This window comes from Streptomyces sp. RB17 (assembly GCF_009604455.1).
GTDB lineage: Bacteria > Actinomycetota > Actinomycetes > Streptomycetales > Streptomycetaceae > Streptomyces.
Genome location: NZ_WEGL01000005.1, coordinates 207,212 through 229,779, shown reverse-complemented (window position 1 = coordinate 229,779; position 22,568 = coordinate 207,212). Strand labels below are relative to the sequence as shown.

General features: G+C 73.1%; 23 protein-coding genes and 1 pseudogene. 11 read left to right on the top strand and 13 right to left on the bottom strand.

Features of this window, described 5'->3' with window-relative positions; translation table 11 throughout:
- Window positions 1-212: 212 nt before the first annotated feature.
- Together SRB17_RS22765 and SRB17_RS22760 are read right to left on the bottom strand one after the other, a co-directional pair.
- Window positions 213-1,139, bottom strand: a pseudogene (locus tag SRB17_RS22765) (ABC transporter ATP-binding protein); the annotation flags it as partial.
- Between the two features lie 180 nt (window positions 1,140-1,319).
- Window positions 1,320-2,297 (bottom strand): asparaginase, encoded by a 978-nt coding sequence (locus tag SRB17_RS22760; protein ID WP_153541666.1) that lies wholly within the window; start codon window positions 2,295-2,297, stop codon window positions 1,320-1,322.
- A gap of 211 nt (window positions 2,298-2,508) precedes the next feature.
- Between SRB17_RS22760 and SRB17_RS22755 the strand changes: the two genes are divergently transcribed.
- Together SRB17_RS22755 and SRB17_RS22750 are read left to right on the top strand one after the other, a co-directional pair.
- The gene (locus SRB17_RS22755; protein WP_153541663.1) at window positions 2,509-2,988 is read left to right on the top strand and encodes an HIT family protein; all 480 of its coding nucleotides are present in this window, start codon (window positions 2,509-2,511) and stop codon (window positions 2,986-2,988) included.
- Between the two features lie 112 nt (window positions 2,989-3,100).
- On the top strand, window positions 3,101-4,006 hold the full coding sequence (locus SRB17_RS22750) for a PD40 domain-containing protein (RefSeq protein ID WP_153541661.1): 906 nt from the start codon (window positions 3,101-3,103) through the stop codon (window positions 4,004-4,006).
- Window positions 4,007-4,054: 48 nt separating this feature from the next.
- Here the strand turns inward: SRB17_RS22750 and SRB17_RS22745 are convergent, their stop codons facing one another.
- Window positions 4,055-4,618 carry a hypothetical protein gene (locus SRB17_RS22745; protein WP_153541659.1) on the bottom strand — a complete coding sequence of 188 codons (564 nt, stop codon included), beginning with the start codon at window positions 4,616-4,618 and terminating at the stop codon, window positions 4,055-4,057.
- Window positions 4,619-4,725: 107 nt separating this feature from the next.
- On the opposite strand from SRB17_RS22745, the gene SRB17_RS22740 reads away from it, so the two are divergent.
- Both SRB17_RS22740 and SRB17_RS22735 read left to right on the top strand, forming a co-directional pair.
- Window positions 4,726-5,379, top strand: a complete 654-nt coding sequence (locus tag SRB17_RS22740; RefSeq protein ID WP_153541657.1) for a M15 family metallopeptidase — start codon at window positions 4,726-4,728, stop codon at window positions 5,377-5,379.
- Window positions 5,376-6,389 carry an alpha/beta hydrolase gene (locus SRB17_RS22735; protein ID WP_153541655.1) on the top strand — a complete coding sequence of 338 codons (1,014 nt, stop codon included), beginning with the start codon at window positions 5,376-5,378 and terminating at the stop codon, window positions 6,387-6,389. The genes SRB17_RS22740 and SRB17_RS22735 overlap by 4 nt, the downstream gene beginning before the upstream one ends.
- Here the strand turns inward: SRB17_RS22735 and SRB17_RS22730 are convergent.
- From SRB17_RS22730 to SRB17_RS22710, 5 genes are all read right to left on the bottom strand, one after another.
- Window positions 6,325-6,825 (bottom strand): hypothetical protein, encoded by a 501-nt coding sequence (locus tag SRB17_RS22730; RefSeq protein ID WP_153541653.1) that lies wholly within the window; start codon window positions 6,823-6,825, stop codon window positions 6,325-6,327. The genes SRB17_RS22735 and SRB17_RS22730 overlap by 65 nt on opposite strands.
- A 75-nt stretch (window positions 6,826-6,900) precedes the next feature.
- The gene (locus tag SRB17_RS22725) at window positions 6,901-9,093 is read right to left on the bottom strand and encodes an FUSC family protein (protein ID WP_323376112.1); all 2,193 of its coding nucleotides are present in this window, start codon (window positions 9,091-9,093) and stop codon (window positions 6,901-6,903) included.
- Window positions 9,094-9,275: 182 nt separating this feature from the next.
- Window positions 9,276-10,133, bottom strand: a complete 858-nt coding sequence (locus tag SRB17_RS22720) for a biotin-dependent carboxyltransferase family protein (RefSeq protein ID WP_194294137.1) — start codon at window positions 10,131-10,133, stop codon at window positions 9,276-9,278.
- Complete coding sequence (locus SRB17_RS22715; protein ID WP_153541651.1) at window positions 10,130-10,777, bottom strand: 5-oxoprolinase subunit B family protein; 648 nt, start codon at window positions 10,775-10,777, stop codon at window positions 10,130-10,132. The genes SRB17_RS22720 and SRB17_RS22715 overlap by 4 nt, the downstream gene beginning before the upstream one ends.
- On the bottom strand, window positions 10,774-11,526 hold the full coding sequence (locus SRB17_RS22710) for a 5-oxoprolinase subunit PxpA (RefSeq protein WP_323376111.1): 753 nt from the start codon (window positions 11,524-11,526) through the stop codon (window positions 10,774-10,776). Before SRB17_RS22710 ends, SRB17_RS22715 begins: the two co-directional genes overlap by 4 nt.
- A gap of 170 nt (window positions 11,527-11,696) precedes the next feature.
- Here SRB17_RS22710 and SRB17_RS22705 point away from each other — a divergent pair, with 170 nt between their 5' ends.
- Genes SRB17_RS22705 through SRB17_RS22690 form a run of 4 tightly spaced genes read left to right on the top strand, consistent with a single transcriptional unit; the run spans window position 11,697 to window position 15,106 of the window.
- Window positions 11,697-12,416: a DUF969 domain-containing protein gene (locus SRB17_RS22705; RefSeq protein ID WP_153541647.1), complete on the top strand. Its 720-nt coding sequence runs from the start codon at window positions 11,697-11,699 to the stop codon at window positions 12,414-12,416.
- Window positions 12,413-13,387: a DUF979 domain-containing protein gene (locus SRB17_RS22700; RefSeq protein WP_323376110.1), complete on the top strand. Its 975-nt coding sequence runs from the start codon at window positions 12,413-12,415 to the stop codon at window positions 13,385-13,387. The genes SRB17_RS22705 and SRB17_RS22700 overlap by 4 nt, the downstream gene beginning before the upstream one ends.
- Before the next feature lie 34 nt (window positions 13,388-13,421).
- Window positions 13,422-14,072, top strand: a complete 651-nt coding sequence (pcp, locus tag SRB17_RS22695) for a pyroglutamyl-peptidase I (protein ID WP_153541645.1) — start codon at window positions 13,422-13,424, stop codon at window positions 14,070-14,072.
- Window positions 14,072-15,106, top strand: a complete 1,035-nt coding sequence (locus SRB17_RS22690; protein WP_153541643.1) for a DUF2891 domain-containing protein — start codon at window positions 14,072-14,074, stop codon at window positions 15,104-15,106. Before pcp ends, SRB17_RS22690 begins: the two co-directional genes overlap by 1 nt.
- Here the strand turns inward: SRB17_RS22690 and SRB17_RS22685 are convergent.
- The 3 genes from SRB17_RS22685 to SRB17_RS22675 all read right to left on the bottom strand — a co-directional run bounded on the left by SRB17_RS22685 (window position 15,103) and on the right by SRB17_RS22675 (window position 17,140).
- A complete protein-coding gene (locus tag SRB17_RS22685; protein ID WP_153541641.1) occupies window positions 15,103-15,654 on the bottom strand; it encodes an HD domain-containing protein in 552 nt (183 codons plus the stop codon). The two genes, SRB17_RS22690 and SRB17_RS22685, sit on opposite strands and share 4 nt — an antisense overlap.
- 115 nt (window positions 15,655-15,769) lie before the next feature.
- Window positions 15,770-16,108 (bottom strand): GNAT family N-acetyltransferase, encoded by a 339-nt coding sequence (locus SRB17_RS22680; protein WP_153541639.1) that lies wholly within the window; start codon window positions 16,106-16,108, stop codon window positions 15,770-15,772.
- A gap of 42 nt (window positions 16,109-16,150) precedes the next feature.
- A complete protein-coding gene (locus tag SRB17_RS22675; RefSeq protein ID WP_323376109.1) occupies window positions 16,151-17,140 on the bottom strand; it encodes a pirin family protein in 990 nt (329 codons plus the stop codon).
- 408 nt (window positions 17,141-17,548) lie between these two features.
- Here SRB17_RS22675 and SRB17_RS22670 point away from each other — a divergent pair, with 408 nt between their 5' ends.
- Window positions 17,549-18,727 carry an MFS transporter gene (locus SRB17_RS22670; RefSeq protein WP_416237082.1) on the top strand — a complete coding sequence of 393 codons (1,179 nt, stop codon included), beginning with the start codon at window positions 17,549-17,551 and terminating at the stop codon, window positions 18,725-18,727.
- Between the two features lie 79 nt (window positions 18,728-18,806).
- The gene (locus SRB17_RS22665; RefSeq protein WP_228396199.1) at window positions 18,807-19,715 is read left to right on the top strand and encodes a LysR family transcriptional regulator; all 909 of its coding nucleotides are present in this window, start codon (window positions 18,807-18,809) and stop codon (window positions 19,713-19,715) included.
- On the opposite strand, the gene SRB17_RS22660 is transcribed toward SRB17_RS22665, so the two are convergent.
- Window positions 19,708-20,727, bottom strand: a complete 1,020-nt coding sequence (locus SRB17_RS22660; protein ID WP_153541635.1) for an NADPH:quinone reductase — start codon at window positions 20,725-20,727, stop codon at window positions 19,708-19,710. The two genes, SRB17_RS22665 and SRB17_RS22660, sit on opposite strands and share 8 nt — an antisense overlap.
- Before the next feature lie 93 nt (window positions 20,728-20,820).
- On the opposite strand from SRB17_RS22660, the gene SRB17_RS22655 reads away from it, so the two are divergent.
- Entirely contained in the window at window positions 20,821-21,390 is a 570-nt protein-coding gene (locus SRB17_RS22655; RefSeq protein WP_323376107.1) for a dihydrofolate reductase family protein, read from the top strand.
- On the opposite strand, the gene SRB17_RS22650 is transcribed toward SRB17_RS22655, so the two are convergent.
- Window positions 21,290-22,480 (bottom strand): acyl-CoA dehydrogenase family protein, encoded by a 1,191-nt coding sequence (locus tag SRB17_RS22650; RefSeq protein ID WP_153541631.1) that lies wholly within the window; start codon window positions 22,478-22,480, stop codon window positions 21,290-21,292. The two genes, SRB17_RS22655 and SRB17_RS22650, sit on opposite strands and share 101 nt — an antisense overlap.
- Window positions 22,481-22,568 lie beyond the last annotated feature (88 nt).

Here is a 22,568-nt window from a genome sequence, read left to right as displayed (position 1 = left end):
TGCTGCTGGTCGTGGGTGTCGGGCGGCTGGGCGCCGACTTCCTGTTGCTCCTCGGCGCCGGCGCCCGGCTGCTCGACGGCGGCCTCCCGCCGGCCCTGGCCGGACTCCGGCTGCTCGACGGCGGCCTCCCGCCGGCCCTGGCCGGACTCCGGCTGCTCGTTGACGGACTCGGGTTGCCCGGCGCCGGATTCCGTCCGCTCCGTTCCGGTCCACTGATGGTCCGTCAGGGCCAGGAAGGCGGCCTCCAACGGGGACACCACGGGGGCGAGTTCGCGCAGGGCGATGCCCGACCGCACCAGTCGGAGCACCAGTTCGTCGAGGGCCGGCACCAGGGCGCGGACGACGAGCACCTCGTCGTCGGGGCGTCCCACGGCGTCGTCGACGAGGCGGATGCCGGGCGTGTCGGCAGCGAGCCGGCGGGCGGCCTGCGGATCGGAGGCGATCAGCCGGTAGTCGAGCTCACGGTGCTCCGCGGCCAGCTTGCGCAACGGACCGGAGAAGACCACCCGTCCGGTGGCGAGGATCGTGACCTCGGAGCACAGTGCCTCGAGGTCGTCCATGCGGTGGCTCGACAGCACGACGCCGGTTCCCTCCGCCGCGAGCCGGGCGAGGACACCGTGGACGTGTTTCTTGCCGGCCGGGTCGAGGCCGTTGGACGGCTCGTCGAGCACGAGCAGACGGGGCTTGGTGAGCAGGGCGGCGGCGAGGCCCAGCCGTTGCCGCATGCCCAGGGAGAAGCCACGGATCCGGTCGTCGGCGACATCGGTGAGCCCGACCTGGTCGAGCACGTCGTCGATGCCCGCCATCCGCGCGTCCTGGCCCCGCAGGGCGGCCAGCGCGGCGAGATTCTGCCGGGCGGTGAGCGAGGGGTAGAGCCCCGGCCCGTCCACGAACCCGGCGACACCGTCGGGTGCGGCGAACGTCCTGCCCACCGGCGTACCGAGGATCTCCAGACGGCCGCTGTCGGCCACGGCCAGCCCGAGCAGGAGCCCGAGAAGCGTCGTCTTGCCGGCGCCGTTCGGGCCGACCAGTCCGTGGATCTGCCCCTGCGGCACATCCAGATCGATGCCGTCGAGTGCGACGACATCACCGAAGCACTTGGTGATCCCGCGAGCCCGGATCGCGAGGAGTGAGTCCATGAGCCCCTTCTTTCGAAAGCCTCATGGACCCTAGGGAGGGCACACCGTACGCACAGGAATCGCCAGTTGAACGCTCACGGAACGGAAGACAACAGCCGTCCACGACGCTCACAGGTACAAAGGCCGCGCCAGCATCCCCGCTGTCCAGGGAAGCTGACGCGCCGCCAGTGAACGCGTGCGTCAGTACACCGCGCGCACCTCTCCCACCTCCTGTCCTCGGCCCAGCACCGGCGTACGACCGATGCGGTCCACGACCGGTGCCGTGACCCCCATCAGTCGCAAGGCGCGGGCCAGGACCGGGCCGAGGGCCCGTACTCCACCGTCCTCGATCTTGAGGGCCAGGGCGCGGCCGTCGGGCAGGGCGAGGGCCTGTACGGCTTCCGCACCCACCTTCGACAGGGCGCCCGGTATGTCCTTCATGAGCCAGGTGTCGTGGCGGTGGGTGCCGGCGACGTACTCGGGGTGGGCGCGCATGGCGTCGGCGACCCGCCGTTCGGGGGTGCCGGGCGCGGCGAGGACGCAGGAGCGGAAGGCCCGGGCCAGGCCGGTCAGGCTGATCGCCATCAGCGGCGCCCCGCAGCCGTCCACGCCGACGGCGGCCACCGGTTCACCGGCCGCCTCCTCCACGACCGTGTGGATGAGGCGCTGGAGGGGATGGCCAGGGTCGAGGTAGGAGTCCAGCGGCCAGTCCCGCAGCGCGGCGGCCGCCAGCATCGCCGTGTGTTTGCCGGAGCAGTTCATGGCCACGCGGTCGCGTCGGCCGCCGGCCGCCAGGTAGGCCTCCTGCTCCTCCTGGTCCAGCGGGAGGGCGGGCGGGCACTGGAGGTGGTCCGGGGTCAGCCCGTGCTCGTCGAGCATCGCCCGCACCAGGTCGCGGTGGAACGGCTCGCCCGAGTGGCTCGCTGCGGCCAGCGCCAGCCGCTCCCCCGCGAGGTCGAGGCCGGCTCGCACCATGCCCGCCGCCTGCATCGGCTTGTTGGCGGAACGAGGGAAGACGGGGGACGTCGCGTCACCGATCGCCCACTCCACCGAGCCGTCCGCGGCGAGCAGCACCACGCTGCCCCGGTGCCGCCCCTCGACGAATCCGGAGCGGACGACCTCGGCGAGGACCGGGACGCTCGGCGCGCTTGCGGTGGGGGGCACGGCGGACTGGGGCATCGGCGGATCACCTTCCGGGACGGGAATCGGGGCCGACCCGCCCGACCGCGCCCGGGGTCACCGGACACGCCGACCGGATGAGCGGGTCGCTCCGCACGGTACTCGGAGGCGGGCCGTGCGCTGCGGCAGGCCTCGTACTCCTGCCCCCGCTGCACCCGCAACCGACCGACCGAGGACCCTTGCCTGTACGGGCCGGGCATAGGTTGGGGCCATGAGTGACGACTGGCGTACGGATCGGATCGGGGCTGCTCTGCGGGGTGAGAACCCGACGGTGCTGCGGCGGCTCCAGGCGGGGTTCGCGGTGATCGGCGACGTGCAGTTCCTGCCGGGCTACTCGGTCCTGCTGGTGGACGAAGCGGGTGTCCAGCGGCTGTCCGACCTGCCGAGGGCCAAGCGGCTGGCGTTCCTGTCCGACATGGACCGGCTCGGAGAGGCCGTGGAGCGGGCCTGCCGGCGGCTGGATCCCGCGTTCCGCCGGGTGAACCTGGAGATCCTCGGCAACACTGACCCGTTCCTGCACGCCCACGTCTGGCCCAGGTTCGCGTGGGAGTCGCCCGAGGCCGTGGGGAAGCCCGTATGGCTGTATCCGCCGGACCGGTGGCGGGACGAGCGGTTCCGGCTCGGTCCGGAGCACGACGCGCTGCGGGAAGCGATCGGGAGCGAGCTGGACCTGCTGGCGTCCACCCTCTGACGGGCCGTGTTACGCCCCTGTGACGCCGAACTGACGGTTCCAAGATCAGTCCCTGCCAAGCTCGGTCTGACCGAACGACCCGACCTGTCCACATTCCTGGGGGAATTCAGACATGACCACCCGTACCCGCACCATGGCGGCCGCCATCGCCGTGGCTGCAGCCGTCACCGGCACCGCCCTGCTGGGCGCCGGCGGTGCCTCCGCCGCCTCCGGCGCCTCGCACGGAACCCTGACCATCAGCAACGGGACCAAGTACGTGCTGATCAACGGCCACAAGGTGAACTTCGGGGTGCCCGTCCGGGACCTCGCCTGGTCCCCGGACGGCAAGAAGACCGCCTTCGTGGACGGCTCGGGCAACCTGGACGTCGCCAGCCCCGACGGCAGTGGGCGTGTGGTGGTCGCCAGGAATCCGGGCAACCAGAACTGGTCCCACCCGACCTGGCAGGTGACCGCGAAGGACACCCAGTACAACATCCCGGCCAAGGACAACCTCATCTTCGCGGCGCGTGCGGGCGGTGTGTCCCGGCTGAAGTACGTCTCCGCCAAGGCCGTTCACGGCACGCCGAAGACGCTGTCCCTGAACGGCGACCCGGGTCCGGGCGGGGCGCTGCCGCAGACCGGCAACGTCTGGCCGAACGCGGCCGGCCACTACGGCACCTCGGTCTACGCCAACGACCACACCGGTGCCGTCTACATCCGTGACGACTACCTGCGCCAGCAGGGCGGCAAGCTTACTCAGGGCTCACAGCCGGCGCTGTCCCCGAACGAGGAGGAGGTCGTCTTCGTGCGCTCGGTCGCCGGCCACGACCACGTGCTCGTGGAGGACTTCATGCACGGCAACCACGTCAAGGACCTCACACCGCACGCCACGACCGACTACACCGAGCCGGCCTGGTCCCCCGACGGCAAGACCCTCGCGGTGCGCACCCCGTCCGGCACCGTGACCCTGCCGGCCGACGGCACGGGTCATCCGGTCAAGGTCACCTCGACGGCCGGCCTGGCGGCATACCGCCCCTGACGTCGTACGAGGGAACGGGCCGGGCGTGTCCGGGGCGCGGAGTGCGGGTCACTTCGCGTTCCGGGCGAGCTCGGCCCGCAGCTCGTCCAGGTGCGCGTCGGCGGTGTCGTGCGGCAGGAACTCGACGACGTCGAGGAACCGGAAGAGCACCCGGTCGGCGGTGACGGCGTACTCGTACTCGCCGAACCCCACCACGGCGCCCAGCGCACCCCGGACGGCGCCCCGCACCACATGCGAGGTCATGTCGTCCGGTTCCGCCGCCGACATGCCGCGCCGGGCGTTGGGCCGGGCGAGATAGGGGCACACCATCGAGGCGTACAGCATGCACGCCCGGTGGCCCGGTCCTTCGAGGGTCGGCGCGAGATTGCGGTAGGGCCGTCCGGCGGCCAGGGCCTCCCCGATGGCCGCGCTCTCCGCGGCGCCGACCACCCGCCACACCGGTCCCTGCGGCATGCCCCGGTTGCACACCGAGCACAGACGCTTGCGCGCGCACGCGGCGCTGCGGTCGTAGTCGGTGAGCGCGAACCGGGGCTCCTCCCCTTCCCAGGGGGTGATCGCCGGCACCGGATACCCACGGGCGTCACGGGGCCGTGCCTCGACCGCCGCCGGCATGGGAACACTCTCGAATCGCACAGGCCATGACTACCAGGACCAGCGGCTTTTGGCCAAGGCGGCGCATGCGGCCACCTGGTGCGGGAACGATCCGCAAGGATCACTGCATGAACGAGATCGTGCTGATGTCGGATCCAAGGGTCGCGGCCGTCCCCGTGGCCGACTGCGGTGAACCGCTCGTCGACGTCCGGCTGCGGGATTCTCTCGCCGTGGATGCGCGCAGGGCGGAACCGACGGGGGCGTTCGCGTATCTGCGCGAAGGGGTTCTGATCCGTCTTCTCAGGGCTCAGCAACTCCTCCCGGACGGCGTGCGCCTGTTGTTCGTCGAGGGATACCGGCCGCCCGCGCTGCAGCGCCGGTACTTCGAGCGGTACGCCGGCACGCTGCGGACCGCTCACCCGGACTGGTCGCCGGCGCGGGTGCGCGAGGCCGCGAGCCGGTATGTGTCGCCGCCGGAGATCGCGCCGCACAGCGCCGGCGCCGCGGTGGACCTCACGCTCGTCGACGCCGAGGGGCGGGAACTCGACATGGGCACGCGGGTGAACGCCAACCCTGAGGAGAGCCACGGCGCTTGTTACACGGACGCCGCCACCATCGGTCCCGACGCCCGGGCCAACCGGCGCGTGCTCGGCGCGGCGCTGAGCAGCGTGGGACTGGTCAACTACCCGACCGAGTGGTGGCACTGGTCCTACGGCGACCGTTACTGGGCTCTGTCCACGGAGTCCTGCCGTGCTCTGTACGGGCCGCGGGAACCCGGATGAGCCATGGTGGGGCCCGCCCCGACGGCCGCTGCCCGGACGCGCCCCCGCTCGATCCGGAACTGGCTGTCGCGCTCTCGGAGCTGGGGCATGACGTGAGGGAGCCGTTCACCCCGGAGAACCTCGCGGCCCGGCGGGAGCGGGATGCCGCCGCGCGCCCCAGGCCGACCGCGGGGGATCTCCGGGCCGGCGGCCGCTTCGAGGTGGAGGAGCTGCGGGTGCCGGGGCCGCCGGGCGGGCCGGACGTCACGCTCGTGATGGCACGGCGCGCGGGGCTCGCCGGACCGCTGCCCCTGCTGTACTACATGCACGGCGGCGGAATGATCACGGGCAATGCGTGGTCCGTGCTGCCGCGGCTGCTTCGCGAGTGGGCCGCTCCCCTGGGGCTGGCCGTCGTCTCCGTCGAGTACCGGCTGGCACCCGAGGCGCGGTATCCCGCGGCGGTGGAGGACTGTTACGCGGGGCTCGTCCGGGTGGCTGGGCACGCGGTGGAGCTGGGCTTCGACGCCGGCCGTGTCGTCGTCGGGGGGAAGAGCGCCGGCGGCGGACTCGCCGCCGCCCTCGCCCTGCTCACCCGGGACCGGGGCGGGCCGGCCCCGGTCGGGCAACTGCTCCTGTGCCCGATGCTCGACGACCGAAACGACTCGTTCTCCAGCCGTCAGATGGCCGGCATCGACACGTGGGACCGGACCTCCAACGCGACCGCATGGCAGGCGCTGCTGGGCGACCGGTACGGCGCCGCGGACGTGTCGCCCTACGCGGCTCCCGCCCGCGCGACCGATCTGTCCGGGCTGCCCCCGGCCTATGTCGAGGCCGGATCGGCCGAGACCTTGCGGGACGAGGCCGTGGCCTACGCCCAGGCGATCTGGCGGGCCGGAGGCCAGGCGGAACTGCACGTCTGGCCCGGTGCCTGCCACGGCTTCGACACCTTCGCGCCACGGGCGGCGCTCAGCCAGGACACCCGCGAGGCCCGTACCCGCTGGCTGCGGCGCGTCCTCGCGCAGACGCGATGACCCCGCAGGTGACCAGGCCGTAGGCCAGGTGCGGGATCGCGTCCGAGGTCCAGTCGGCGGGCGACCAGGTGCGCGGGTCGCCGATGTCGAGGCCGGCGATCGGCGCGTCGGCCGGCGCCATCGCCAGGGCTCCGGTCAGCAGGGCGCCCAGCCAGGCGTGCGGGCGCAGGCCGGCGCGGTGCGGCAGTGACACGAAGGCGCCCGTCCCGACACGTACGGCGATGCCCGGCAGCGCCCCCGGTCCGGAGAGCCGGTTGTCCCGTCCTGCCCCGTCCGGGACTGGGTGTCCCGCCCTGGTGGTGATCTTCTCCACGACGGCCTCGGGGGTGCTGCTCGAAGGCCGGCCGCACAGCGCCATGTCCAGGCAGGACACGGCGTTCAGCGCGGTGGTGCCGGCCGCCCCGGCGGCACAGCCACGCGCGATGGTTCGGAACATGTCGCTCCGGATCTCCCCGCCGTGACACGGGCCATACGATGCCGCGCTCGGCTGCGGCCGCAGCCGGCGGCACGGTCACGACGGGTACGGGCCCGGACCGTGCTCCGGGCCGCTCCGGGCGATCCGTGTCAGGTCGGTCACCAGCGAGTCGAGCCACGACTCGGTCGCGTAGTACAGGCACGGCGCGCCGGGCGGCTCGGTCACGGACCCGACGAGCTCCGGATCGATCAGCGGAATCCGCCCGGTCGGGGTGTCCGACCCGGGATCCAGCGCCGCCGAGATCAACAGCATCCGCCCGGCCACCCGGTCCCCCAGCCCGCTGACCGAATCGGCCGCCACGGAGCCGAGGCCGGTCAGCGGCGGCGCCAACAGCCGTTCGGAACCCCACAGGGTGTGATGCCCCGCCATCAGCGTGGCCTGCCAGTCCACGCTGCGCGGAGCGGGCCGGCGCGGCGCGCCGCCGAACGGTGCCGGCTCGCTCTGGAACTGCGCGTACGCGGACTCGGCGAGGATGACCGCGCGCTGCAACGAGTGGTGTCCCGGCACCCCGGACGGCGCGGTCACCGCGCCGCCGCCCGCCACCGCGGCGCCGGTCGCCACCACGATCTCGGCCGCCCTGCGCAGGAGTTCCGCCGTCGCGTGACGCAGTTCGTCATGGGCGCCGCGCGGCCAGGCCAGCAGTCCGAAGACGGCGCCGATCGCGCTGCCGACCAGCACGTTCAGCACCCTGACCTCCGCCAGCCGCCAGGTCGGCGGGGCCAGCTGGGCGAAGACCAGGGCCACGAGCACGGTGAACAGGCCCTGTGCCCAGCCGACGCCCTTGACCGGCCCCACCGTGAAGGCGAACAGCATCCACACCGGCAGGACGACGGCGTAGACGGCGGTGTCGGTCCCGGCCAGGCTGAGCGCCGCGGCGGTGACGAGGGCCCCGGCCAGGGTGCCCGCGAGCGCCCGACGGATAGTGTCCCAGGTCTCGTCCATGGTGGTGCGGGTGAGGGTGAGCGTCGCCAGCGTGGCCCAGAATCCATGGGGCAGCGTGTCCACCCCGGCCACGAGCCGCGCCGCGGTCAGCGCCAGGGCGATGCGGGCCGCGTTCTGGAAGCACACCGACCGGCGCCCGGTGTGGCCGCGCAGGCGGTGCCACCACAGGACAGGCGCCCATGTGCCCGCGTACCAGAACCGGCCTCGCGCGGCCTCGATCGCGGCATGCCTTCCGTGTACGGCCAGATCGGCCGCCGTGGCCATGGCGAACGCGGCGTCGGCGATCTCCAGTACGTCGGCGTGCCGGCGCAGTACGGCGGGCGGGAGGTCCGGCGGGCGAGCGGTTCCGGGCGCCGGAGTCCCGGCGGGGGCCGGGCCCGCGGACACTGCCGACAGGTGTGCACGGGCCTTGACCAGGTCCTCGTACGGCTCCACCGACGACGGGCCGCCGCCCAGGCACTCCGCGGTCGCGGTGGCCAGCCGCGCGACGGCCTGCAGCACGGCGGTCACCTCGGGGCCCGGCTGCCCGCACGGCGCGGCGGGCAGTTGCGCCAGGCGGCTGAGGAGCGTGCGCGTGGCGAGGCCGGTGTGGGCGAGGGCCCGGTCGCGCATCCCCGCACCGGCCGGCCGTTCGGCCTCCGGCACGGTCAGGGACCGCAGGCACCAACCGGCCTCCCAGGCCGCCCGGATGTCGCGGTCGGTCAGGGCGTACGGCGGTGCGGCGAGGAGGGTCGCGCCGTGTGCGGCGGTCCGTACGGCGTGGGCGGCCCGTTCCCGGTACGACGGCGGGCTGGGCTCGGGGAAGATCAGCGCCTCGGCGGCGATGAAGAGGACCAGTCCGGTGGTCGTCCCGATCAGGCGCTCGCCGAGCGTGCCGGGGGCGTAGGGCGGGAACGACGGGAGGATGTACAGGAGTTGCAGGCCCGGCGCCGCCCCTGCCGGGCGTGGACCGCCCACGGCGGCGAAGGCCAGCGCGAAGCCGACCGCCAGCATGCCGACGACGGCGCTCCAGGTCCGCACCGAAAGATACGTGCCGACGACGACCAGCAGCCAGCACACCGGCAGCAGCCGGAGCACCGTCGCGGCCCGCTGCCGGCCGGTGCCCGGGATCTTGGCGAGTCCGCCCAGTGCCACGGCCGCGAACAGGGCGTAGGTGGCCGCCACGGGACGGTCGAGGCCGTAGCGGAAGAGGTAGAAACCGGCCGCGGCGACCAGCGTCACGCGTACCGCCCGGCGGCCCGAGACGGCGTAGTCGGCCGGAATCCGACGGCCTGGGACACCACCCACCCCTCCAGAATCACCCACCACCGAAGCCCAGGCATCTCACCGCTGATGGCCAGGCCCGTCACCGCTGACGGCCCGGCACCTCACCACCAACGCCCGACACCCCACCCCCGAACGCCCGGCACGTCACCACCAACGCCCGGCATCCCGCCACCGGGCGTTCGGCGGAGGGCAGCAGCGGGCGGTCACCCCGGGGTGAACCGGATCGGCGTACCGGCCGCGGCCTGCGCGGCAACCGCCAGGGCGGCCTCGGCGACGACGCCGATCACCGGGTAGCCGCCGGTGGTCGGGTGATCGTGCAGGAACACCACCGGGCGCCCGTCCGGGGGCACCTGCACCGCGCCGAGCACCATGCCCTCGCTGGGCAGCTCGCCCGCCGACACCCGCTCCAGCGCCGGGCCCTCGGTGCGCAGGCCGATCCGGTTGCTGCGCTGCGACACGCGGTACGTCGCCGAGGTGAGGGTGCGCAGCGCGCCTGGGGTGAACCAGTCGGCGCGTGGGCCGAGCCGCAGCGGCAGGGTCAGTTCGGCCGGCGGCCCGGGCCAGGGAGCGCTGTCGGGGAGCGCCGGCTGCCGGGCGGGAGCGCCCAGCGGAAGGACGTCACCGTCGCGCACCGGCGCCGGGCCGAGCCCGGAGAGCAGGTCCGTCGAACGGCTGCCGAGGACCGGCTCGACGGCGATGCCGCCGGCGACGGCGACGTACGAGCGCACGCCCGCCGTCACCCCGCCCACGTCGAGTACGGCACCCGCGGGCACCCGCACGGGCACGCCCCAGGCCACCGGCCGGCCGTCCACCCGCACCGGGCAGGGTGCGCCGCCGACCACGACGCTCACACCGCGGTCGGGGCGCAGGGCGCAGCCGGTCAGGGTGGTCTCCAGGACGGCGGCGCCGGGGGCGTTGCCGAGCAGCAGATTGGCCAGTCTCAGGGCGGCGGCGTCGAGGGCGCCGGAGCGGGGGACGCCCAGGTGGGCGTGGCCGCGCCGGCCGTGGTCCTGGACCGTGGTGAGGGCGCCGGACCGTACGACGGTGAGCTTGGCCGTCACGGTGTGCCGCCCTCCGCCACGAACCGCACGCGCGTCCCCGGTGCGAGCAGGGCCGGCTCCTCCCGGCCGAGGTCCCACAGCGGTGCCGGGTCCGGCATGGTTCCGATCAGCTGCCAGCCGCCGGGGGTGGCGCGCGGGTACACCGCGCTGTAGGGGCCGGCGAGCGCGAGAGCGCCGGCCGGGACCCTGGTGCGGGGGGTGTCGCGGCGCGGTACGTGCAGTTCGGCGGGCAGGCCGGTGAGGTAGCCGAAGCCGGGGGCGAAGCCGCAGAAGGCGACGCGGAAGGTGTGGGCGGAGTGCCGGGCGGCGACCTCGTGCACGGCGACGCCCCACAGGGCGGCCACGTGGGCCAGGTCGGGTCCGTCGTAGCGTACGGGGATCTCCACGACTCCCCTGTCGTCGGCGGCCCGGGCCGGCACGTCCCAGTGGGAGATGTGGCGGGCCAGCTCCGCCGGGTGGCCGACACCATCCACGAGCACGGTACGCGCGCCCGGCACGATCTCCGCGACGGGCGGCAGGCTGCCCGCCGCGCGGCGCCGCAGGAGTTCGGCGTGGAAGGCCGCGGTGTGCTCGGCGTCCGGCAGCTCGACGAGCAGCGCGTGCCGCCCGGCGAGGCGCACCTGCATGGACCGGCTCTGTGTCATGCGAACGCCCCGACCTCGATCCCGGCCGCCTCCAGGGCTGTGCGCACCCGTGCCGCGATCCGGGCGGCGCCCGGGGTGTCGCCGTGGACGCACAGGGAGCGGGCGGCCACGACGACCGTCGTACCGTCGACGGCCTCGACCGCACCGTCCACCGCGAACGCCAGCGCGCGCCGGACCACCGCCTCCTCGTCGGTCACCACGGCGTTCGTCTCGCGCCGCGAGACGAGCGTGCCCGCCGGGGTGTAGGCGCGGTCCGCGAAGGCCTCCGGTACGGCGGTCAGTCCCGCCTTCTCGGCCGCAGCGAGCAGCTCCGAGCCCGGCAGGCCGAGCACCGACAGCGCGCCGCCCGCCAGTTTCACGCCCTCGACCACGGCCGCGGCCTGCTCGGCGTCGTGCACGGTGCGGTTGTAGAGCGCGCCGTGCGGCTTGACGTAGGCCACCTCGGCCCCGGCGGCCTGGGCGAAGACCCGCAGTGCCCCGATCTGGTAAGCCGTCTCGGCCGCCAGTTCGTCGGCGGGTACGTCCATGGCCCGGCGGCCGAAACCGGCCAGGTCGCGGTAGGAGACCTGCGCGCCGATCCGGACGCCGCGTTCGGCGGCGAGCTCGCAGACGCGCCGCATCACCGCGGGGTCGCCCGCGTGGAAGCTGCAGGCGACGTTGGCGCTGGTCACGACGGAGAGCAGGGCGTCGTCGTCGGTGAGGGTCCAGCGGCCGAAGCCTTCACCGAGGTCCGCGTTGAGGTCGATCACGCCCCACAACCTAAGCGATTGTTGAACGATCCGACAAGGGATTGATTTACCGACCGCCCCCTTGTTCGATCGTTGAACGATCCCCTAGGGTCCCTGCATCCCTCACGGATCCGGAGCCCCCGGATCCGCGCCGCTCGGGCGTCCCGCCCGCTCACGCCTAAGGCCACCGCATGATCGTTCTCCTCGGCGTCGTCGTGGTGATCCTCGGATTCGTCACGCGCCGCAACCCCGTCCTGGTGGTGGGTGTCGCCGGTGTCTTCACCGGACTGATCGGCGGAATGAACCCGCTGGAGGTCCTCGCGGCCTTCGGCCGGTCCTTCGCCGACAGCCGCTCGGTCACCGTCTTCGCCGTCGTCCTCCCCGTGATCGGCCTCCTGGAGCGCTACGGCCTGCGCGAACAGGCCCGCAGGCTCATCGGCCGGCTCGGCGGTCTCAGCGCCGGCCGGTTCCTCACCGTCTACCTGCTGGTCCGCCAGATCACCGCGGCGTTCGGCCTCACCAGCATCGGCGGTCCCGCGCAGTCGGTACGGCCGCTCGTCGCGCCCATGGCCGAGGCCGCCGCCGAACGCTCGACCGGTGCCGCACTGCCCGAGCGACTCCGGGAGAAGGTGCGTTCCTACGCCGCGTCCGCCGACACCGTGGGCCTCTTCTTCGGCGAGGACTGCTTCATCGCGATCGGCTCGATCCTCCTGATCACCGGCTTCGTCGACTCGACGTACCACCAGAACCTCGAACCGACCCAGCTGGCCCTGTGGGCGATCCCGGTCGCCGCCTGTGCCTTCCTCGTCCACGGTGCCCGCCTGCTGCTCCTGGACCGGCAGTTGCACCGGGAGATGGCACTCGCCACCGCCGAACACGATCTGCCGCTGCCGAAGGAGTCCAACAAGTGATCAAGGTCGAATGGCTCTACTGGCTGGTGGGCCTCGTCTTCGTCGTCATGGCCGCGCAGATGGCCGCCGACCGCAGCAACCCCAGGCGGTGGACGTCCGCCGCGTTCTGGGGCCTGCTCGGCCTCACCTTCCCCTACGGCACCGGCGTCGCCAACGCCACCGCGAAGAACGGCGGCTGGACCCTGCCCGCCGAACCGCTCGGCGTCGCGGTCCTCGCCCTGATCGTGCTCGCCGGATTCAACTTCCTCGGCAAGGGCGTGCCGGTCACCAGCAGCACCGACGAACGGGAGGCCTCCGCGACCCGCCTGGGCAGCAGGATCTTCATTCCCGCCCTGACGATCCCGCTGGTCGCCATCGTCTGCGCCTCCTTCCTCGACACGTCCGGACTGTTCGAGACCGGCAAGGCCACCCTCCTCGGGCTCGGCGTCGGCTGTCTCGTCGCGCTCGTCGTCGGCATGCTGGTCACCGGCGAGCGGAAGCTGTCGGTGCCGCTCCACTCCGGGCGCTCCATGCTGGAGGCGATGGGCTCCGCCCTGCTGCTGCCCCAGCTCCTCGCCGTACTCGGCTCGATCTTCGCGCTGGCCGGGGTCGGCACCCAGGTCGGCAAGATCGCGCACGACGTCCTGCCGGACCACTCCAGGTACCTCGCCGTCATCGCGTACTGCGTCGGTATGTTCCTGTTCACGGTCATCATGGGCAACGCGTTCGCCGCGTTCCCGGTGATGACCGCGGCGATCGGCTGGCCCGTCCTCATCGGGCAGCTGCACGGCAACCCGCCGGCGGTCCTCGCGCTCGGCATGCTGGCCGGCTTCTCCGGCACCCTGTGCACCCCGATGGCCGCCAACTTCAACATCGTCCCGGCGACCCTGCTCGAACTGAAGGACCAGTACGGCCCCATCAAGGCCCAGATCCCGACCGCCCTCCCGCTCCTGGTCTGCTCCACCGCGATCATGGCGCTGTTCGCGTTCTGAGTGCCCCTACCGTCGACTCCCGCGAGGAAGTGCCATGACCCGCGTGCTGATCACCGGTTTCGCCCCCTTCGACGGCCAGACGGTCAACCCGTCCTGGCAGGCGGCCTCCCTCGTGGCCGCCGAGCCGCCAGCCGGGCTCACGGTCACCGCCGCCGAACTCCCGTGTGTCTTCGGCACGTCCGTCGACACCCTGCGCGACGCCATCCGCGCGTCCACGCCCGACCTGGTCCTGTGTCTGGGCCAGGCGGGCGGCCGGCCCGGCGTCACCGTCGAACGCGTCGGCGTCAATGTCGACGACGCGCGTATCCCCGACAACGCGGGCAACCAGCCCGTCGACGAACCCGTGGTCCCGGGCGGCCCGGCCGCGTACTTCTCCACCCTCCCCGTCAAGGCCTGCGTCGCCGCCCTGCGCACGGCGGGCGTGCCGGCCGCGCTCTCCAACACGGCCGGCACGTTCGTCTGCAACCACGTCGCGTACGGTCTCGGCCATCTGATCGCCACCGAATTCCCGTACGTCCGCGGCGGTTTCGTGCATGTACCCTGGGCGCCGGAACAGGTCACCGACGGCACCGCCCCGGCCCTGGAGCCCGCCACGGTCGCCCACGGACTGCGCGCCCTGCTGGTCAGCGCCGCCGGCACCCTGACGGAGCACGACCTGAGGGTCAGCGAAGGGGCCACCCACTGATGCCGCTCGCCGCACACGCGGCCGGTTTCGCCCGGCTCGCCCTGGCCAACGTCACCCGTGAGTACCCCAATTTCCCCGCTCACCTCGTGACGTCACCGGAGGAGCGGGTACGTCCGAGCACGCTGCACCCGGCCTTCCACGGCGCCTACGACTGGCACTCGTCGGTCCATATGCACTGGCTGCTGGTACGTCTGCTGCGCCGCCACGGCGCCACGCCCGCCTTCCCGGAGACGGCGCCGGTCATCGCCGTACTCGACCGGCACCTCGCTCCCGACAACATCGCCGTCGAAGCCGCCTATCTCCGCGCGCACCCCTCCTTCGAGCGGCCGTACGGCTGGGCCTGGCTGGTGGCGCTCGCCGCCGAGTGCCGAGCGTACGGGGGCACGGCCGGCACGCGCTGGGCCGAGGCCCTGGCACCGGCCGTCACCGCCGTGGACATGCTGCTCGCGGACTGGCTGCCGAAGGCCACGTATCCGGTGCGTCACGGGAACCATCCCAACAGCGCCTTCGCCCTGGGCCTTCTGCTCGACGCGGGCGAACTGCCCGCCGCGACCACCGAGGCCGTACGGCAGCGGCTCCTGACCTGGTTCGCGGACGATCGCGACGCGCCCGCGCACTGGGAACCGTCGGGCCAGGACTTCCTGTCCCCGGCGCTCACCGAGGCCGACGCGATGCGCAGAGTGCTGACGGGGGAGCGGTTCGCGTACTGGCTCGACCGCTTCCTGCCCGCGCTGCGCTCCGGTGCCCCGTGCCCGTTGCTGGACGTGCCCGTCGTCTCCGACCACGCCGACCCGCAGATCGGCCATCTGCTGGGGCTCACCCTCAGCAGATCCGCCGCGCTGCGCTCGGTCGCCGCCGCGCTGCCGGACGGAGGGGTCCGTACGCGCTTGGCCGAGGCCGCCGAGGCCCACCTCGTGGCGGGCCTGCCCGCCGTGGAACGCGCCGACTTCACGACCGACCACTGGCTGGCCACCTTCGCGGCGCTGGCCCTCGACCCGGCATCCGGTCCCGCCCCGGCCCGCATGTCCCGCTAGCGCCTGCTGTCGGCGACGCGCTCCACGACCGGGCGCCAGGCCCGGAGCGGAGCCACCGCCAGGCCCACGACCTTGCCCGCGTCGTCGGCGCGGCGCAGGGCGATCGCCGCCGGGAAGTCGGGGTCCGCCTCGAAGGCGGCCGCTTCCGCCGGGGTCATGGGACCGCCCTGGCGGCCGAGTGTCCGGGCGCTCTCCGGTGACAGCACCAACTGCGGGTCTGCGGCCGCCAGATAGCGTTTGGCCGGAATGTGCGCGGCGACCAGACCGGCCACCCGCGGCCCCAGCAGGCCCTCGACCGCGGCCGCGGCGTGTGCGCCGTGTCCCGCTTCGTCGGCGGGCACGAGGTAGTGGCCGATGTCATGGACGAGCCCGGCCACCTGCAGCTCCTCGTCGTCCGGGTGGCTCACGGCGAGCAGGGCGGCCACCTGGAGTCCGTGGTCCAGGATGTCCACCGGGTCACCCGACCGGTCCGGGGTGTCCCAGGTGTCCGCACAGTCGGCCAGCAGCGCCATGAGCTCGTCCACGGAGGGCAGGGGTTCGTACGTCATGGGGCCCAAGGTGCCGCGCCGAGACGTACGGCGGGTGTCGGCGGCGTGTACGGCCGCATCGATGCGCTGCCGTAGGGCCGGCCGCCGAGCTCGACGACCGGCCGGCCGGGGTCGGTCAGCCCAGTTCGGTGTCCAGCCAGCGCAGGACGTCGGGGGTCACGGGGTCGGTGATGTCGGCGAACTCCTCGTGTTTGTTCAGGAATTTGGCCACGTACGGGCAGACGGGCACGATCCGCTTGCCGGACTCGCGCACGTCGGTGAGCGCCTCCTGGACCAGGCGGGAGGCCAGGCCCTGTCCGGCGAAGGCCTCGTCGACCTCGGTGTGGTAGAAGACACGCTGGTCACCGCGGTCGCGGTAGGCGGTCAGTCCGGCGCGCTCGCCGTCGACCAGGATTTCGTACCGGTTCTTGACCGCATTGCGCTCGACGGTCGGAGCGGCGGAGGGCTGGCTCATGGGATGCCTTTCGGACGGGGGTCGGTACACGCGTCGGACGGTTCAGTGGCGCGGTGGATTCCTGCGCGGTGTGATGACGGCGTTCGGCAGGGCCGGGGCGGGCAGGCGGTCCCCCGGATACCCCTCCACGACGCCGAACCGGTCGGAGGAGTTCTGCCAGTCCTCCCGGGCCTTGGCGATGTCCTCGTGGCTGCGCCCGATGAAGTTCCACCACATGACGATCTCCTCCTCGAAGGGGGTTCCGCCGAGCAGCACCGTCCGTGCGACGCCGTCCGACTCGTTCGTCAGCGTCAACGCGTCGGCGCCCGGCGGGACATAGCCCAGCTCCGACGGTTCCACCAGGGTGTCCGCAAGCCGCACCTCCCCCCGGTCGACCAGGAGGCCGTGCTCGAAGCCGGGGTCCACGGCGAGCGTGAGGGTCGCGCGCGGCTGCAGCACGATCTCGGCGCCGAGCAGGGGCGTGAAGGTCGGCACCGGAGAGACCCGGCCGGCGAGGGAGCCCAGGAAGACCCGGATCTCGGCCCCGTCGGTCAGCACCGGCTCGGGTGTGTGGTGCTGGAAGTCCTTTTCGGTGTCGCGGTGTTCCTCCGGCAGCGCCACCCACAGCTGTACGCCGTGCAGGATCGTGGTCCGCGGGGTGGAGACCTCCGAGTGGCTGATGCCGTACCCGCCCGTCATGAGGTTCAGCTCGCCGGGCCGCACGAGCGCGTGGTTGCCCATGCTGTCCCGGTGCTCGATCTCCCCGGTGAACAGCCAGCTCACCGTCTGCAGCCCGGTGTGGGGGTGCGGGGCGACGTCCATGCCGCCCGTCACCGAGACATCGTCGGGGCCGTAGTGGTCGGCGAAGCACCAGGCGCCGATCAGGGTCCGGGCGCGCTGCGGCAGTGTCCGGCGCACGGTCATCGCCCGGGGACCCCCGAGGGGGACGTCGCGCGGGGTCAGTACGTCGACCCGGGCCGCCTCGGTGGGCCGCTCGGCGTCCACCGCGCCACCGCAGCGCAGTTCCGTGGGTTTCGTTTCGACGTTGCTCACCGTGGACCGCCTCCGGAGGGGTAGTTCTATATTCAACTATCATGCCATGATCATGGCCCGTCCGCACGGATCTCCATCGATGCCGAGATCCGCCTCGCCCGGGCGCTCGCAGTTCTGACCAAAGTACGCGTTCCGGTGGAAACCGTCCGCCGCGGTCACCGAAGCCGAGCCTCGGTCATCTCCAGTAGAGATGACCGACATCCCGAATCATCGCGATCAAAAGGGAAGCGAGGGGGCGCCCCCGGCGCTTGTGCCCAGGAGAGCAGCGAGGAAGCTGCTCGATCGTCGCCAGCCATCCCGCCGAGCCGGCCTCCCCGGCTCCCGGCCCCGAAGAAGGTCCACGTGCCCCAGTCCTGCGAACTCCGGAGCTCGCACCAGGGTGCGACCGGCGCCGCGCCCGCACACGGTGTGCCCGGCCGGCTGATCGCGCTGCTGGCCGTCGCCGCCGGCATGACGGTCGCCAACCTGTACTACGCCCAGCCCCTGCTGTCCTCGCTGCGCGAGGTCTTCCACACCAGTACGGCGGCGGCCGGCTGGCTGATCACGCTCACCCAGATCGGCTATGTGATCGGCATGCTGTTCCTGGTCCCGCTCGGCGACCGGCTTGAGAAGCGGGGCCTGATCACCGCTCTGCTGACGGTCACCACGGTCGCCCTGGTGACGGCCGGGCTGGCACCGGACTTCCCCGTGCTGCTGATCGCGTCCCTGATCAGCGGCGCCACCTCGGTCGTCGCCCAGGTCCTGGTCCCGTTCGCCGCGAGCCTCGCCCCCGACCACGCCCGCGGCCGGATCGTGGGCCGGGTGATGAGCGGCCTGCTCACCGGGATCCTGCTCTCGCGGACCCTCAGCAGCCTGGTCTCCGACATCGCCGGCTGGCGCGTGGTCTACCTGGGCTCCGCCGTCCTGATGGCCGTCCTCGCCGTGACCCTGCGCTCGGCGCTGCCCCGGCACGCGCCCACCACGACGATCCCGTACCTCCGCGTGCTGCGCTCCACCGTGCAGCTGATCCGGACCCACCCCGCACTGCTGCGCCGCGGCCTGTACCAGGCGGCGATGTTCGGCGCCTTCAGCGCCTTCTGGACCACCGTCTCCTACCTCCTCACCGGCCCCGGGTTCCACTACTCCCCCATAGGCGTCGGTGTCTTCGCCCTGGTCGGAGCCGCCGGTGCGGCCGTGGCCCCGCTCGCCGGACGGTGGGCCGACCGCAAGCTGACCCGGCCGATGACGGGCGCCGCGTTCGTCCTCGCCGCACTGGCCTTCGGCATCGCAGGCTTCGGCGGGCACCACATCGTCCTGATCGCCCTCGCCGCCGTCATGCTCGACATGGCCGTCCAGGCCACCCTGATCCTCGGCCAGCACACGATCTACCAGCTCGACCCGCACGCCCGGGCCCGCCTCAACAGCGCCTTCATCGCCACCTTCTTCCTCGGCGGCGCCCTCGGCTCCCAGCTCGGCTCGCTGACCTACCACTCCGGCGGCTGGACGGCGGTGACGGCCCTCGGCGCAACCCTGCCCGTCCTCGCGCTCCTGTACTGGCTCACCGAACACCGGCAGGAAAACCGGAACCGCACCCAGGACGCCGCATGAGGGATCGCAACCGCGGAGGTCCGGGCCCGGCGAACGGCGCCCGTCCACCGGCCGCCCGCATACCATGCAGCGAAGATCGATGCCCTGCGTACGGGCACTGCGTCACCGGGAGCGGATGATGGACCTGCGGCAGATGGAAGCCGTCGTCGCGGTGGCGGACGCGGGCGGGTTCACGGCCGCGGCGAGGCGGCTGCACGTGGTCCAGTCCGCCGTCTCCGGCACGGTCCGCGCCCTCGAACGCGAGCTGGGCACCCCGCTGTTCACCCGGAACACCCACCGGGTGGCGCTCACCCCGGCCGGCGAAGCCTTCGTACCCGCGGCACGGGCCGCACTGCGCGCCGCCGAGCTGGCGCGCGAGGCGGTCGACGCGGCCAAGGGCGAGCTGCGCGGGCGGGTGACCGTCGGCATCATGCAGGGCGTCTGGGCGGGACTGCACCACGCGCTTGCCGCACTGCGCTCGGAGCATCCGGGGGTGGTGGTCCAGCTGCGGCAGGCGGCGGTGACCGACATCCGGCAGGCGTTGCGCGAGGGCACGGTGGACCTGGCGGTGGTGGCACTGGACCGCCAGCAGCAGCGGGGGCTCGTGACCCGGCTGCTGTCCCGCGAGGAGATGGTCCTGGTCGTCGCCCCCGGCCGGGATCTCACCGGCGGCACTCCCGAGGGCACCGTCGAACCGGAGACGGTCGCGCGGTTGCCCCTGGTGGACTTCACCCCGGGCTGGGCGATCCGCCACGCCGTCGACCGGGCCTTCCGTGCCGCCGGCGTCGACCGCACCACGACCTTCGAGGTGAACGACATCGTGGCCGCGTCCGAACTGGTCCGAGGCGACCTGGGCGTCTGCATCATGCCCCCGTCCATCGCCGGCCGATTCCCCGACCTGACGACGTATCGGTTCACCCGGCACGCACCGAGCTGGAAGGTGATGGTGGTACGTCCCCACGGTGAGCCGCCCGCGGCGGTCGCGGCGTTGCTGCGGCACATCACCTGACCGACGGACGGCGGTGGGACGAGCCGGCGGAGTCGAGGTCGGTACGCAGCACGGCCCGCCGCCCGCGCAGTTCCCCCTTCTCCATCCGGGCGTGCACGTCCGCGGCCGCGCCGAGCGGGAACACCTCGATGCCGCGCGGGCACAGAGCACCCTGAGCGAGCAGGTCGTTGACGTACGCGGCGGCTTCCGCGAGTTCGCCGGATGTCGCGTGGGAGATCACGAACCCCACGATGGAGCGGTCGTTCATGTACAGCGCCCCGGCGGGCAGCACCGGGCGGGTCCGGGCGCCGGCCAGCAGCACCACCCGGCCCCTGCGGGCGAGCAGGTCGACCGTGGTCTCCAGGTCGTTGACACCGGCCGTGTCCAGGTACAGGTCGAGCCCCGACGGCGCCGCGCCGCGGATGCTCTCGGTCAGTTCCGGGTCCCGGTAGTCGAACACCTCGGCCGCGCCCAGCTCCGCGCAGTACGGCGCGTCGTGCGCGCCGGCCGTGGCGAGGACGCGGGCGCCGGCCCGCACCGCCATCGTCACCAGGGCGCTGCCGACGTTGCCCGCGGCGCCGGCGACCAGCACGGTCTCGCCCACGCGGAGCCGGCCATGGACGAACAGAGCCAGATAGGCGGTCGCCGCCGGATGGAACGCCGCCACCGCCGCGTACGGATCGACTCCCGCGGGCAGGTGGTACAGCCGGTCGGCCGCCACCACCGCCTGCTCCGCCGCCGCGCCCTGCCGCCCTCCGTGTCCGAGGCTGTTGCACCACACCCGGTCCCCGGCGCGGAAGCCGGTCGCACCGGGGCCCGTCCCGGCGACCATGCCGACCAGATCGCGGCCCACGACGAAGGGAAAGTCGACCTGCGTGCGGAAGAGCCCCGACCGCACCAACGTGTCCACCGGGTTGACCGCGGTGGCCAGGACATCCACCAGCACGTCGGTGGGGCCGGGGCGGGGCGCCGCGATCTCGCCGTACCGGATGACGTCGGCGGGTCCCAGCTCCTCGATGTACGCAGCACGCATGGCACCAGATGGTTCCACCTCACCATGGAAACCGCTCATCCGAGACCCGCGGCCGGGAGCTGTCGAACACGCCGGTTCCCGATCGACGAGAGAGTGAAGGGTCGGCCTCGACAACCCGGGGGCGACGGCGCCGAGCCCCTCTTCGAGTGGATCCACAACCTGGCGAGCCGGCGGGAGCGCCAGGGCATGACCGGCGGGGAGGAGAACCGCGACTCCGAGCTGATCCGGGAGTGGTTCGACGCCACCGGAGCCGTGGTCATGGGCCGGATGATGTACGGCACGGGCGAGGAGTTCTGGGGCGCCGATCCGCCGTTCCGGACCCCGGTCTTCGTACTCACCCACCGCCCGCGGCCGACCCTGGTGAAGGAGGGCGGTACGACCTTCACCTTCGTCACCGACGGCATCCACGGCGCCCTGGACCGGGCGAAGGCCGCCGCGGGCGACAGGAACGTCGACATCACGGGCGGGGCGAGCACGGTGCAGCAGTACCTCCGGGCAGGGCTCGTCGAGAAGTTGCAGCTCCACGTGGTTCTCGCGCCGGGCGCGTCGACGGCCGGCGCGGTCAGCGCCTCGGCTCCGCGCTCTCCACGCCGAGCGCCCAGGCCCCGTAGGCCGTCCCGGTGGTCTCGAAGGAGAAGATCACATGGGACGCGGCGGTGTTGACGTCGCGCCAGAACCGCTGGACCGGGTCGGACTCGAAATGGCCCGTGGTGCCGGTGCCCCGGAAGAGCCGTTCGACGGCCGACACCGACAACTCGACCGCCAGCGCGAGGTCCCGCGGGCCACGGACCGCCGCCTCGCCCTCCTCGGTCTCCTCGATGCCGTCGGCGACCCGGGCGGCCCGCTGGACGAGGAGTTCCGCGGCGTCCACCTCCCCGGCCGAGCGCGCCAGGTCGGTCTGGACCGACGGCTTCTCGCGCAGCGGGGCGCCCCGCCGGTCGACGCGCCGCAGGTTCTGCTCGGCCGAGGCACGCACCGTGCCGCGCGCGGCACCCACCACCGGCACGGCGAGCGGCAGCGCGTTCACCGCGTTCACGGGGACCGTGTGGCAACGGGCCTCGGAGGCGGTCGCCCGCCCCGCGTTGATGTCGAACCTCGACAGGGTCAGATGCTCGGGCACGAAGACGTCGTCCAGGACCATGGTGTCGCTGCCGGTCCCGCGCATGCCCAGGGTGAACCAGGTGTCCTTCACGGTGATGTCCGCCCGCGGCACCGCGAAGAACCGCACCTCGCCGCGCCCGTCGGGGCCCACCGTGCCGGGTACGGCGGAGCAGGCGAAGACCCAGTCGGCGAAGCGCACCCCGCTGATGTACTTCCACTCACCGCTGAGCCGCCAGCCACCGGAGACGGGCTCGGCCTTCCCGGCCGGCATGAGCGCGCCCGCCATGAGGGCGTCCGGCCCGTCGCCCCAGAGCACCTCTTGCCCTTCGACGGGCAGGAACGCGCCGTACCGGGCCGCGTAGGCGGACAGCGAGGCGGCCCAGGCGGCCGAGGCGCAGCCCTCGCCGACCAGGGCCACCGCCGAGGTCATGTCCACGAACCGGCCTTCCGTACCGCCGAAGGCCGCGGGGACGAAGTGCCGGGCGAACCCGGCCTCTCGCACCGCCTCGACCACCTCGGGCGCAAGGCACCGGGCGGCCTCCGTCTCGTCGCTGCACCGCGCCGCGATCTGCGCCACGCGTGGAGCACCGGCGACCACCGTCGCCACGCTCGGCCTCTCGGCAAGGATCGTCGCTGTGCTGTCGCTGAGCATATGTTCGCCACCTCCGTTGGGATGGCCGCAGTCTCTCCGGCCGCGCCCGCGAGAGACCGCACCCGAGCCGGGACCGGCCCGTCGATCA

What these genes read in the sequence shown, in the direction of transcription:
- SRB17_RS22760 (WP_153541666.1), bottom strand. Translation starts at nt 2,297, where the DNA reads ATGCCCCAGTCCGCCGTGCCCCCCACCGCAAGCGCGCCGAGCGTCCCG.
- SRB17_RS22755 (WP_153541663.1), top strand. Translation starts at nt 2,509, where the DNA reads ATGAGTGACGACTGGCGTACGGATCGGATCGGGGCTGCTCTGCGGGGT.
- SRB17_RS22750 (WP_153541661.1), top strand. Translation starts at nt 3,101, where the DNA reads ATGACCACCCGTACCCGCACCATGGCGGCCGCCATCGCCGTGGCTGCA.
- SRB17_RS22745 (WP_153541659.1), bottom strand. Translation starts at nt 4,618, where the DNA reads ATGCCGGCGGCGGTCGAGGCACGGCCCCGTGACGCCCGTGGGTATCCG.
- SRB17_RS22740 (WP_153541657.1), top strand. Translation starts at nt 4,726, where the DNA reads ATGAACGAGATCGTGCTGATGTCGGATCCAAGGGTCGCGGCCGTCCCC.
- SRB17_RS22735 (WP_153541655.1), top strand. Translation starts at nt 5,376, where the DNA reads ATGAGCCATGGTGGGGCCCGCCCCGACGGCCGCTGCCCGGACGCGCCC.
- SRB17_RS22730 (WP_153541653.1), bottom strand. Translation starts at nt 6,825, where the DNA reads ATGTTCCGAACCATCGCGCGTGGCTGTGCCGCCGGGGCGGCCGGCACC.
- SRB17_RS22715 (WP_153541651.1), bottom strand. Translation starts at nt 10,777, where the DNA reads ATGACACAGAGCCGGTCCATGCAGGTGCGCCTCGCCGGGCGGCACGCG.
- SRB17_RS22705 (WP_153541647.1), top strand. Translation starts at nt 11,697, where the DNA reads ATGATCGTTCTCCTCGGCGTCGTCGTGGTGATCCTCGGATTCGTCACG.
- pcp (WP_153541645.1), top strand. Translation starts at nt 13,422, where the DNA reads ATGACCCGCGTGCTGATCACCGGTTTCGCCCCCTTCGACGGCCAGACG.
- SRB17_RS22690 (WP_153541643.1), top strand. Translation starts at nt 14,072, where the DNA reads ATGCCGCTCGCCGCACACGCGGCCGGTTTCGCCCGGCTCGCCCTGGCC.
- SRB17_RS22685 (WP_153541641.1), bottom strand. Translation starts at nt 15,654, where the DNA reads ATGACGTACGAACCCCTGCCCTCCGTGGACGAGCTCATGGCGCTGCTG.
- SRB17_RS22680 (WP_153541639.1), bottom strand. Translation starts at nt 16,108, where the DNA reads ATGAGCCAGCCCTCCGCCGCTCCGACCGTCGAGCGCAATGCGGTCAAG.
- SRB17_RS22665 (WP_228396199.1), top strand. Translation starts at nt 18,807, where the DNA reads ATGCCCTGCGTACGGGCACTGCGTCACCGGGAGCGGATGATGGACCTG.
- SRB17_RS22660 (WP_153541635.1), bottom strand. Translation starts at nt 20,727, where the DNA reads ATGCGTGCTGCGTACATCGAGGAGCTGGGACCCGCCGACGTCATCCGG.
- SRB17_RS22650 (WP_153541631.1), bottom strand. Translation starts at nt 22,480, where the DNA reads ATGCTCAGCGACAGCACAGCGACGATCCTTGCCGAGAGGCCGAGCGTG.